8 protein-coding genes are annotated in these 11,865 nt (G+C 72.0%); 5 read left to right on the top strand and 3 right to left on the bottom strand.

The features are described from left to right. Position 1: 1 nt before the first annotated feature. On the bottom strand, positions 2-997 hold the full coding sequence (locus ACFZCF_RS21315) for a TauD/TfdA family dioxygenase (protein WP_391287985.1): 996 nt from the start codon (positions 995-997) through the stop codon (positions 2-4). A gap of 349 nt (positions 998-1,346) precedes the next feature. Between ACFZCF_RS21315 and ACFZCF_RS21310 the strand changes: the two genes are divergently transcribed. The 5 genes from ACFZCF_RS21310 to ACFZCF_RS21290 all read left to right on the top strand — a co-directional run bounded on the left by ACFZCF_RS21310 (position 1,347) and on the right by ACFZCF_RS21290 (position 7,943). Further along, complete coding sequence (locus ACFZCF_RS21310; protein ID WP_391287984.1) at positions 1,347-2,906, top strand: ABC transporter substrate-binding protein; 1,560 nt, start codon at positions 1,347-1,349, stop codon at positions 2,904-2,906. Further along, a complete protein-coding gene (locus tag ACFZCF_RS21305) occupies positions 2,891-3,934 on the top strand; it encodes an ABC transporter permease subunit (protein ID WP_391287982.1) in 1,044 nt (347 codons plus the stop codon). Before ACFZCF_RS21310 ends, ACFZCF_RS21305 begins: the two co-directional genes overlap by 16 nt. After that, positions 3,931-4,770 carry an ABC transporter permease subunit gene (locus ACFZCF_RS21300; RefSeq protein WP_391287980.1) on the top strand — a complete coding sequence of 280 codons (840 nt, stop codon included), beginning with the start codon at positions 3,931-3,933 and terminating at the stop codon, positions 4,768-4,770. Before ACFZCF_RS21305 ends, ACFZCF_RS21300 begins: the two co-directional genes overlap by 4 nt. A 5-nt stretch (positions 4,771-4,775) precedes the next feature. After that, entirely contained in the window at positions 4,776-6,302 is a 1,527-nt protein-coding gene (locus ACFZCF_RS21295) for an ATP-binding cassette domain-containing protein (RefSeq protein WP_391288252.1), read from the top strand. A 474-nt stretch (positions 6,303-6,776) separates the two neighbouring features. Continuing rightward, on the top strand, positions 6,777-7,943 hold the full coding sequence (locus tag ACFZCF_RS21290; RefSeq protein WP_391287978.1) for a cellulase family glycosylhydrolase: 1,167 nt from the start codon (positions 6,777-6,779) through the stop codon (positions 7,941-7,943). 64 nt (positions 7,944-8,007) lie between these two features. Here ACFZCF_RS21290 and ACFZCF_RS21285 read toward each other — a convergent pair whose 3' ends face one another. Further along, positions 8,008-9,768 carry an ATP-binding cassette domain-containing protein gene (locus tag ACFZCF_RS21285; protein WP_391287976.1) on the bottom strand — a complete coding sequence of 587 codons (1,761 nt, stop codon included), beginning with the start codon at positions 9,766-9,768 and terminating at the stop codon, positions 8,008-8,010. Between the two features lie 412 nt (positions 9,769-10,180). Then, entirely contained in the window at positions 10,181-11,785 is a 1,605-nt protein-coding gene (locus ACFZCF_RS21280) for a cellulose binding domain-containing protein (RefSeq protein ID WP_391287974.1), read from the bottom strand. Between the last annotated feature and the right edge of the window lie 80 nt (positions 11,786-11,865).

Raw genomic sequence — 11,865 nt, 5'->3', positions numbered from 1 at the left:
ATCACGCGTACGCCTGGATCGCGGCCTGGCCGTAGCCGTGCTCGTTCGCCTCGGCGGCGGGCCGGGTGCCGCGGTCGGGCACGCGTACGGAGGCGCGCTTGAGCCAGCGGTCGGTGCCGTCGTAGCGGGCCTGGAAGGGCACGCGGCCGTGGACGACGAGGTCGTTGTCGACGACCAGGACGTCGCCGGGCTCCAGGCTGACGGCGACGGAGACGCGGGTGAGTTCGTCCTGAAGTCGGCCGTAGGCGGCGCGGTGTTCGGGGGTGGCGTCGCCGAGCGGCGTGTAGGCGGGGTCGAAGCGGAGGGTGAGGCCGTCCTCGGACTCCCAGAGGGTGGGCACCTTCGGCGGCAGGCCGTCGAAGCCCTGGGCCTCGGCGTACGCGTCGTCCGGCAGGATCGGCAGCTCGGGGCGGGACAGCAGTGCCACGTCCTCGTCCGCGAGGTGCGCCTTGCGGATGCTGGCCGCGGTGGTGGCGATCCGGTCGTGGTTGCGCATGCAGCCGAGCATCAGCAGGTGGGCGCGGCCGGGGTGGAAGGCGTCCTCGGTGTGCGGGCTGAGCAGGACGGCGCTGCTGGCGCCGGTCTGCTCCTGCTCGTGGCCGGGGCTGGGGACGATGTTGTGGACGAACCGGCCGTCCTGCTGGCCGGGCCAGGCGATGGGGTTGCCCATCACGGTGGCGAGCAGGAGCAGCAGCACGTCCCACACTGCCGCGCTCTCGCCGGCGGTGGCCCAGCTCAGCGGGGTGGAGCCGATCGCGGCGTCGTCGAGGGGCAGACCGCGCAGCACGAAGAGGCCGTCGGCGGTGTCGACCGGGCGGCACTGGTGACGGATCGTTTCGCTCAGGTCGGCCGCGGTCTCGGCGACGCGCCCGAGGAGCTCCGGCCGGGTGGCCGAGCCGCCGAACTCGTCGAGGATCTTCCGCGCCGCTCGGGTCAGTTCGTCGACGGTGTCGGCATCGAGCGCACGGACAGGGGCGGGTGCGGGCGCCGAAGTCATGGCTGAGGTGTTCCGTTTCCGTTGCGGGCGAGCGGGAGGAGGCCGGCGCGGGGCCGGAAGGGCGCATGCGTAGAGGGCCCCCGGGAAAGGGAGGGCGAATGACGTGGCCGCGTCAGCTGCCGAACGGAACGTAGCAGCGCTTCTTAGGTAAGGCAACCCTTACTTACGAGCATCAAGTCACCTTCACCGAAGGCTAGTTCACCGTTGAATCGCCTGGCCGAGACCAATGCACGGGACGTCGCGGACATTGCGAACGGTAAGCGCGTACCCCCTTGCCACGGGCACAATTCTTAGGGTAGGCACACCTAAGTACTTAGGATTTTCGGTCTGAACGAGCAAGGGCGGACGCGTGGAACTGAATCGACGACAGGTGCTGTGGGCCGGCGGCGGCATCGGTGCCGCCGCCCTGCTCGCCGCCTGCGGAGCCGACGGCGACACGTCGTCCCCCGACGCCGCGAACAACAGCACCGCCAAGCCCAGGTACGGTGGCACGCTGCGCGTCGGCGCGCTCGGCCGGGCGAACGCCATCACCCGCGACCCGCACGGCAGCCAGGCCAACGAGAGCGACTACCTGATCCTCTCGCTCGTCCACGACACCCTCACCATCCCCGGCGCCAAGCCCAACACCCTCCCCCGCCTCGCGTCCTCCTGGACGTCCTCGGACGACATGAAGACCTGGCGCTTCACCCTCGCCGAGGGCGCGACGTTCCACGACGGCACGCCCGTCACCGCCGAGGACGTCGTCTACTCGCTCCGCCGGCTGCGCGGCACCCCGTCGGGCGCCTCCCGGCTGCCGGGCATCGAGGCCGAGAACATCAAGGCCGAGGGCACCGGCACCGTCGTCCTCGTCTCCGACTACGCCAACGCCGAACTCCCGCTACTCATGCGCCTGACGACCTTCGTCGTCAAGAACGGCACGACGGACAAGGAGATCGAGAAGGCCCCCGGCACCGGCCCGTTCAAGCTGGAGTGGTTCCGCGGCGGCAACGCCCGCCTCGTCCGCAACGACGACTGGTACGGCGGCAAGGTCCTCCTCGACGCCATCGAGGTCAAGATCTTCGAGTCCCCGCAGGCCATGGCGAACGCGCTGCTCGCCGGCCAGATCGACGTCGCCTCCAACGTCGGCGCCGTCGCCGCCCGCACCGCCGAGAAGCGCAAGGACGTCCAGGTCGTCCGCCGCCCCAACGACATGGCGATGCCCATCGTCATGCGCACGGCGGCCGGCTCTCCCTTCGCCGACCCGAAGGTCCGCGAGGCCCTGCGCCTGGCCGTCGACCGGGAGGCCATGGTCAAGCAGGTGCTCTCCGGATACGGCACGGTCGCCAACGACGTCCTCGGCACCGGCGACCCCGGTTACGCCAAGGACCTCCCCCAGCGCGCCCGTGACCTGGCCAAGGCCAAGTCGCTGCTCCAGGAGGCCGGTTTCGACCTGTCGAAGACGTACGAACTCATGACCACCGAGGACATCCCCGGCCTCGCCGAGATGGCCACCCTCTTCGCCACCCAGGTCCGCGAGGCCGACGTCAAGATCAAGGTGGTCAAGCAGGAGTCCGGCACCTTCTGGGACAAGACCTGGCTCAAGGGCGACCTCTACAGCACCTACTGGGGCACCAACGACTCCGTCGTCTTCTTCGCCAGCAAGGTCCTCGTCTCCGAGAGCGGCCAGAACGAGACCGGCTGGAAGAACCCCGCCTTCGACACCGCCTACCGCACCGCCATGGCCACCAAGGACCCCGCGGCCCGCGCCAAGCTGCTGCACGAGGTGCAGAAGCTCCAGTACGACGCCTCCGGCTACCTGCTGTGGGGCATGGCCGACGGCATCGACCTCGCCGGCGCCGCCGTGCGTGGCCTGCCCACCCTCCCCGGCTACGGCCGGGTCCAGCTCGAACGGGCATGGCTGAACCGCTGACGGACACCGCCGAACGGCCGCGCGCCGGGACGACCGGAGGGAAGACCTCCCCGCCGTCCCGGCCCCGGCCGTTCGCGGATGTCCGCCTCCTCTTTCCTCTCCTCCGTCTCCTCGGCCTCCTCGCGCGCCGGGCCCTGATGCTCGCCGTCCTCCTGGCCACCCTCTTCGCCGCCGTCGAACTGCTGCCCGGCGACGCCGCGACGGCCACCGCCGAACGCGGCGAGAGCGCGGCCGACATCGCCGAGCGACGCGCACTGCTCGGCCTCGACCGGCCGGTCCTCGAACGCTTCGCGGAATGGATGACCGGCCTGCCCACCGGCGACCTGGGGACGTCGGCACGCGGGGAGGAGGTCGCCGACCTGCTCTCCCGCCCCTTCCCCAACACGCTCCTGCTCGGCGGACTCGCCCTCCTCGTCACGCTCCTCGCCTCACTGGCCCTCGGCGGCTGGGCCGCTCTCAGGCCCGGCGGCAGGACGGACCGGGCGATCTCCGGCAGTGCGACGGCCGTACTCGCGCTGCCCGAGTTCGTCGTCGGGATCGCCCTCGTCCTGATCTTCGCCCAGTGGCTGGAGTGGCTGCCCGCCGTCACCCTGGCCGACAGCGAAGGCGCCCCCGCGTCCTGGCAGATGCTCGTCCTTCCGGTGGTCGCGCTGTCGATCCCGCAGATCGGCTGGAACACCCGGATCGTCCGGGCCGCCCTCGCCGACGAAGCCCGGGCCCCGCACGTGGAGACCGCCGTCCTCGACGGCCTGCCCAGCCACCGCGTCCTCCTCCACCACGTGCTGCCGGGCGCCCTGCCCGCCGTCGCCGCCGGTCTCGCCACCTCCACCGGCATGCTCCTGGGCGGCGCGGTCGTCGTGGAGACCGTCTTCAACCACCCCGGACTCGGCGCCGTCCTCGCCGGGGCCGTCACCGACCGCGACGGCCCCGTCATCGCCGGCGTCGTCGCCGTCACCGGCGCCGTCATCACCGTCGTACTCCTGCTCGCCGACCTCGTCCGGGCCTGGGCATCCGGAGGCCGCCCGTGACCACCGCACCCCCCGCACGCCGCACCCGCTCCCTGAGCGGCACGCTGCTGCGCACCCTCCCGGCACTGCTCCTGCTCCTCCTCGCCGTCGCCGGCCCCTGGCTCGCCCCGCACGCCATCGACGCGCCGATCACCGCCCCGTACGCGGAAGCGGGGGACGGCGCACCGCTCGGCGGCGACCAGCTCGGCCGCGACGTCCGGACCCGACTCCTGGCCGGCGGCCGCGAACTCATCGCCACCTCCCTCGTCGTGGCCGCGCTCGTCACCGTGACGGCCGCCGCCCTCGGTACGGTCGCGGCGCTGCGCCCCCGCGTCGGGCGCCTCATCGACCGTTCCGCCGATGTCCTCATGCTGCTGCCCCCCGTCCTCGGGATCCTCCTCGTCGCCCTGTCCTGGCCGGCCGGCGGACGCCTCGCCCTGATCGCCGCCGCGTACGTGCTGGGCGTGCCCTACGCCGTGCGACTGGTGGCCGCGGCCGCCGCACCCGTCGTGGCGACCGGCTACGTCGAAGCGGCGGCGGCCGGAGGCGAGCGCCTCGGACACCTCGTGGTCAGAGAGGTCCTGCCCAACCTGCGGTCCACCCTCCTCGCCCTGTTCGGACTGCGGTTCGTCGCCGCCGTCTACGTCGTCGCCACCGCCGGATTCCTCCAGGTCGGGCCCCAGCCGCCGGAGGCCGACTGGGCGCTGATGATCCGGGAGAACGCCGGCGGCATCCTCCTCAACCCCTGGGCCGTCCTGGCCCCCGGCATCGCCATCGGCCTGCTGGCCATGAGCGTCAACCTGGCCGCCTCGGCGCTCGTCCCGCCCGGCGGCCGCAAGGCGGTGACCGCACTGTGAACCACATGCCCCGCTGGTACGCGGACCAGCAGACACCCGAGGACGGGACCGTCGTACGCGTCGACGGCCTCACCATCGCCGGACCGGACGGCCGCCTGCTTCTGGAGAACGGCGGCCTGGCACTCCGCACGGGCCGGGTCACCGCCCTCACCGGCCCCTCCGGCTGCGGCAAGACGACGCTGCTGCGGGCGGTCGCCGGCGTCCTGCCGCCGGGCGCGGCCCGCACGGCAGGCACGGTCGACGTCCTCGGCAGCGACCCCTTCGCCCTGCCCGACACGGAGCTGCGCGCGCTGCGCCGCCACCGCCTCGCCTACGTCGGCCAGGACCCCGGCTCCGGCCTCAACCCCCGCATGAAGGTCCGCCGTCTGCTCGCCGAAATCGCCGTGGACCGCGGCCTTGAGGCGCTCACCGCGCTCCTCGACGAGGTACGGCTCCCCACCGACGGAGACCTCGCCGACCGCCGCCCCGGCGGCCTGTCCGGCGGCCAGCAGCGGCGGGTCGCCCTCGCCCGCGCGCTGGCCCGCCGCCCCACCGTCCTCCTCCTCGACGAACCGACCGCCGGACTCGACGCGCACGTCCGCGACGAGATCGGCGAACTCCTTCGTCACCTGGCCGAGCGGCACCACATCGCGATCGCCCTGTCCTGCCACGACGCCGGCCTCGTCCGCAGGCTCGCCGACGACGTCGTGGAACTGCGTCCCCGGCTCACCACGAGCCCCGCCGCCGTCCCCGCGGCCCGCTCCGCGGAGGCCGCCCCCGCCGACGGGCCCGCGGTGCTCTCCGTCACCGGGCTCACCGCGGCCTTCACCCACCGCGGCCGCCGGATCCCCGCCCTGCACGGCATCGACTTCGCGCTGCCCGCCGGCGGCAGCCTCGGCGTGGTCGGCGCCTCGGGATCCGGCAAGACCACCCTCATGCGCACGGTCGTCGGCCTGCACCGCGCGACCGGCGGCACCGTCGCCCTCGACGGCACCGCCCTGCACGCCACCGCCACCCGCCGCAGCCGCGAACAACGCCGCCGCGTGCAGCTCATCCCCCAGAACCCCCTGGGCACCCTCAACCCCAGCCGCACCGTCGGCGCGGCCATCCGCCGCCCGCTCGCCCTCCACGACCGCACCCCCCGCGCCCAGCGGGACGAGCGCGTCCTGGAACTCCTCGATCACGTCGGCCTCCCCGCCGACTTCGCGACCCGCTACCCCCACGAGCTCTCGGGCGGCCAGCGCCAGCGCGCGTCCATCGCCCGCGCCCTCGCCGCCGAACCGGACGTCCTCGTCTGCGACGAGGTGACCTCCGCCCTCGACGCCGACACCGCCGAGGCCGTCATGAACCTGCTCGACGACCTCCGCACCAAGCGGAACCTCGCCCTCGTCCTCATCAGCCACGACCTCCGCCTGGTCGCCGACCGGACGGCCACGCTCCTCGTCCTGGCAGAGGGCCACGCCGTCGAACACGGCCCCACGTCCCGTCTCTTCTCCCGCCCCACCCACCCGGCCACCGCCGCCCTCCTGGGAGCGATGGCACCGGCCGACTGAACCTCTCGGAACGAGATCCCACCACGACGACCCGCCGCTCACGCGCACCACGCGGTCGCGGTCCTCACCGGAGAGAGGAACGCGCAGGGCCACGCCCCTGCCCGGCTCCTCCTCACCCGACGCCCAGCCCGTCCTCGGCCGACGCCACCGGTCGCCCGCCAGGTCGAGGTCGCGCCGGGAGGTCTGGGAGATCGAGCAGCGCCTGGACCACGAGGTGGACATCGTCAATCGGCAACAGATCCACAGGAGCGCCCGAACGTTCAGCTCAATTTTGCTGAACCGACTCCACCATCTCTCTCCTCGTTATCAAAACGTCCTTCACGCTTGACACAGATCAGGCCACGGGTGCCTCATAGTGCACACCCCCGGCGAGCAGACCAGCGGCTCGGTCATCGAACTCCGATGACAACGTTGTCCACTTCATCGGAGTTCTGCGCGAACGGGGCTCCTTCCCCATTCCTCACGAGGAGAGGCATGACCAAGTCACCGCGCAGGACGTGGCTCACGGCCGCCGGCAGCGCCCTCGCCGGCATCGCGGGCCTGCTGCTGCCCGTCTTCGGCACCGCCGGAGCCGCCCAGGCCGCCGAAGGCGGCATCCACGTCAGCGACGGCCGGATCTACGAGGCCAACAACACCGAGTTCGTGATGCGCGGGGTCAACCACGCGCACACCTGGTACCCGACCGAGACCGGCGCCATCGCGGACATCTCCGCCAAGGGCGCCAACACCGTCCGCGTCGTGCTCTCCAGCGGCGACCGCTGGACGGAGACGAGCGCCTCGCACGTGTCCTCGATCATCGGCGACTGCAAGGCCGCCAAGGTCATCTGCGTCCTGGAGGTGCACGACACCACCGGGTACGGGGAGGACGGCGCCGCCGCGTCCCTCGCTCAGGCCGCCGACTACTGGGTGGGCATCAAGGGCGCCCTCCAGGGCCAGGAAGACTACGTCGTCGTCAACATCGGCAATGAGCCCTACGGCAACAGCGGTTACACCGCCTGGACCGACGCGACCAAGAACGCGATCGTGAAGCTCCGGAACGCCGGCATCGAGAACGCGCTCATGGTCGACGCCCCCAATTGGGGTCAGGACTGGTCGAACACCATGCGCTCCAACGCAGCCTCGGTCTTCGCCGCCGACCCCCGCCGCAACACCATCTTCTCCATCCACATGTACGGCGTGTACGACACGGCCGCCGAGGTCCAGGACTACCTGAACCACTTCGTGACCAACAAACTGCCCATCGTGGTCGGCGAGTTCGGCGACAACCACAGCGACGGCAACCCCGACGAGAACGCCATCATGGCGACCGCCCGCTCGCTGCGCGTCGGCTACCTCGGCTGGTCCTGGAGCGGCAACGGCAGTGGCGTCGAGTACCTCGACATGGTCAACGGCTTCGACGCGGGCTCCCTGACCGCCTGGGGCAACCGGTTCTTCAACGGCGCCGACGGCATCTCCACCACTTCCACCCGCGCCACGATCTTCGGAGGCGGCGGCAACGAGGGTGGCGGCAACGAAGGCGGTACGGCCCCGAACGGCTATCCGTACTGCGCCAACGGCTCCTCCTCCGACCCCGATGGCGACGGCTGGGGCTGGGAGAACCAGCGCTCCTGCGTCGTACGCGGCAGCGCCGCCGACCGCTGACCGCTCCCCGAAAGGCGCCCTCCCGTCCCGACCGGCGGGAGGGCGTCCCGCGTCGTACTCCGGATCAGGCCAGCTGGGTCGCCTGCAGGCGCGCGTAGGCCGAGTCGCGGCCGAGCAGTTCCCGGTGGCTTCCAGACTCGACCACCCGCCCCCGCTCCAACACCACGATGCGGTCGGCCCGCCTGATGGTGGAGAGGCGGTGCGCCACGACGAAGACCGTCCGGCCGGCGACGAGACGCCCGAGCGCCTCCTGGACCTGCGCCTCGGAGCGGGCGTCGAGCGCCGACGTGGCCTCGTCGAGCACCAGCACCCGGGGGTCGCGGATGAGGGCGCGGGCGATGGCGAGCCGCTGGCGCTGGCCGCCCGAGAGCCGGGTGCCGCGCTCACCGACCACGGTGTCGAGGCCGTCCGGCAGCGCGTCGACGAACTCGGCGGCGTTGGCGTCGCGCAGGGCGCGCCGCAGCGTCTCCTCGTCGACGCGCTCCATCCCGTACGTGATGTTCTCCCGGACGCTCCCCTCGAAGAGGACGGACTCCTGGGGGACGACGGAGACGAACCTGCGGAAGCTCCGCAGGTCGAGGTCGGCCATGTCCTGGCCGTCCAGGAGGACCCGGCCCGCCGTGGGGCGGTGGAAGCCGAGCACCAGGTTGAGCAGGGTGGACTTCCCCGCGCCGGAGCCGCCGACGATCGCGAGGGTGGTGCCGACCGGCACGTCCAGGTCCACGTCGCGCAGGGCGGGCTCGTCGCCGCCCCCGTGCGTGAGGCCCGCGCCCTCGAAGCGGAACGCCCCGGCGACCGCGTCCACCCGCCGCTTGCCGTCGTTGACCTCCAGGTCGGGCGCCTGGAGGACCTCGCCGACGGACTTGAGGGACTCCACTCCCTTGCCCACGACGGGGGCCAGCGCGAGCAGGCTCGTGACGGCGCCGGTGAGGGTGGAGAAGTAGGCGCTGAGCATGACGACCTCGCCCGGGGTCACCGACGTCCACCCGTAGTACGCGACGAGCGCCGCGCCCGCGAGGCAGGCCGTGCCGAGTCCGTTGAAGACGACCCAGGACAGGGAGCCGAAGCGGGCGTTGAGCAGGTCGAGCCGCGTCCCCTCCCGCTGCACCCGGTCGAGCTCGCGTCCGACGCGGCCCAGGGCCGTGCGCTCCAGGGCGTGGGCGCGGGTGATGGGGATGAGGGTGGTCATGTCGCTGACCGAGGCGGACATGCGCTCGACCGAGCGGCGGTACGAGGTGTTCCCCTCGCCCAGCCTCGCGCGCAGGGCGCCGATCAGCAGCACTGCGACGGGGACGAGGACGAGGAAGACCGGCAGGAAGACCGGGGTGACGACGGCGATGACGGCGAGGCCGCCCGCCAGGGTCGCGACGGCGGTGAGGCCGTTGTCCGCGGTCTGCTGGAGTCCCGTCTCCAGCGTCTCGACGTCCCGGACCACCTTGGCGTGCAGCACGGACGAGCTGGTGCGGCTGTGGAAGCCGATGGAGAGCTGCTGCATCCGGGTCACGAGGGCGGACCGGAGGTCGCGGCCGAGTCGGCGGATCGCCCCGTGCGTCCAGCGGACGTACAGCAGGTGCAGGGGTGGGTTCAGGAGGAGGACCGTGAGCATCACGGCGCAGTTCCACCACAGTTCGGCGATCGGCCGGTGCTCGACGACGACGTCGATGACGTTCGCCGTCACCGGTGGGAGCAGCCAGACGGGCGCGTGCTTGACGAAGAAGACCGCGACGGCCCCGGCGAGCCGTGTCCGGTCGGGCCGGAAGAGGTAGTGGACCGTACGGATCGGGTGTTCGTCCCGGTAACGGTGGTCGAGCGGACTGTGATTCATGGTTTCTGCGGGCTTCCTTCGTCGGGGCCGGCCGCGCCTCTCGCCGTGGCGCGCGTCCGGTGGCGGCGCGTGGGCCAGGGGCGGAGGCCCGACGCGTACGAGGGCGGCCCGGATCCGCGGCCGTGGGACGGCCGGAGTCCCCCTGGGGCGAGGACGGCGGCGTGCTCTCGTAGAAGCATGCGGCGCGCGGGCCCCTCGATTCCAGCGCCGGCGGGGACGCTCGGAAGATTTGCGAAACCCTGGTTAAACCACCGTGGCCCCTCGCGGGTCCGCCCCGGTCCGGGGTCTCGGGCCGGAGGACCGCGGTACCGGAGAAGCCCGGGAGCGGAAACGCCCGTGGAGGGCATCGAGTGCGGAGATGCCGAAGCGGGGTGCCCGCGTGTGCGGGCACCCCTCACTGCGGTGTGTGCGGTCAGGCGGTCGCGCAGGTCTTCCCGTTGAGGGTGAACGCGGCCGGCGCCCCGTTGGTGCCGGCCACCGACGTGCCGCTGAAACCGAAGTCCACGTCGGCTCCCGGGGCGATGGTGACGTTGTAGCCGGACGGGTTGCTCGCGGTGACGGTCCGGCCGTCCTGGGCGGGTACGGCGTTCCACATCTGGGTGATCCGCTGGTCACCGGGGAAGGCGAAGACGAGCTGCCAGCCTTCGACGGGGGTGGAGCCGGTGTTGCGGATCGTCACGCTGCCGTTGAAGGTGGCGCCCCAGTCGGAGAGCGTGTAGGTGACGGCGCAGCCGGTGGGGGCGGGGGTGGTGGACGGAGTCGTGGGCGGGGTCGTGGGGTCCGTCGGACGGGGGGTGGGCGGCGTGGTCGGGTCGGTCGGGGTGGGGGACGGCGTGGAGCCGGGGAGGCCGCTCTTCGCGGCCATGCGATCGGAGTGGGCGCGGAAGACGGCGAGTTCGGGCGCGCCCTGGGAGACGCCGAACTTCCCGTCGATGCCGCGGTCCTGGTACCACCAGAAGGCGCTGCCGTCGCCGCCCGCCTCTTCGAAGGCGGTGTAGATCTCCCGCCACCACAGGGCGCGGTCGACGTTGTGGACATTGAACTCGCCCATGAAGAAGGGCTTGCCGACGACCTCGTGGGAGTCGCGGATCCAGGCGCGGACGAGATCCTGGGTCTCCTCGATGCTCAGGTCCGCCCAGTGCTCGGTCGGGTAGGGGTGGGCGGAGGTGAAATCGATGTACGGGGACTTCTGGGTGTGGACGAAGGGGTTGCCCGAGTCGCCGCCGAAGCCGTACTTCGTGCCGTGGCCCTCGATCCCGGCGCCGAGGAGGTGGTTCGGGTCGATGGACTTCACGAAGGCGCCCATCTCGTCGACCCAGGCTCGCAGGGTCGTGCCGTCGACGTTCTCGGCGGCGCTCTGGCCTTCGTAGCGGGGCTCGTTCATGAGCTCCCAGGCGAAGATCGCCGGCTCGTCCTTGTACTTCACGCCGCTGTAGTGGTTGGTGCGGTTGAGGGCGTGGGAGACGGAGTTCTTGTACGAGGTGAAGCAGCCCGGGCAGCGGTTCTTGTCGAAGAAGGCGGCGCGGGCCGGGTGGCCGCCGGAGAGGCCCTCCCAGCGCAGGCGGGTGTCGATGCCCCCGTACGCCTCCCAGTAGTTCTCGAAGACGGGGATCAGGCGCAGGCCGTGGGCCTTCGCCGACTCGATGACGTAGTCGAAGGCGGCGTACTGCTGCTCGTTGAACTCGCCCTCGCGCTCCTCGAAGCCGTGCCAGCTCTCGTGGCTGAACATCCAGACGCGGGCGACGTCGACGCCGTCGGCCGCCATGCGGGCGAAATGGGCGTCGATGCGGGCCTTGTCCATGTACTGGGTCTCGGTGTCACCGGATTCCGACCCGAAGGTGAACATGTCGTAGGCGTTGGCGCCGGCGAAGAAGTACTCCTTGCCGTCGAGGCAGAAGCGGATACCGCAGCGGGTGACGAAGGAGTCGGCGTCATCGGCGACGGCGGGTGCGGGGCGGGCGGCGAGGAGGCCGGCGAGGGCCAGGACCACCGCGAGGAGGAGGGCCGTCGGCCCCACCCGTCCCGCCCGTGGAACGGCGTGGGAGGACCTGCTCCTGGGTTCCCTTTCGTCTGGAGGGAGTGGAGGAACCGGTTGGC

Origin of the sequence: Streptomyces sp. NPDC007945, from assembly GCF_042958885.1 — a bacterium.
Taxonomy (GTDB): Bacteria; Actinomycetota; Actinomycetes; order Streptomycetales; family Streptomycetaceae; genus Streptomyces.
The sequence above is the reverse complement of the archived record's forward strand: the minus strand, read 5'-3'. Positions and strand labels throughout refer to the sequence as shown.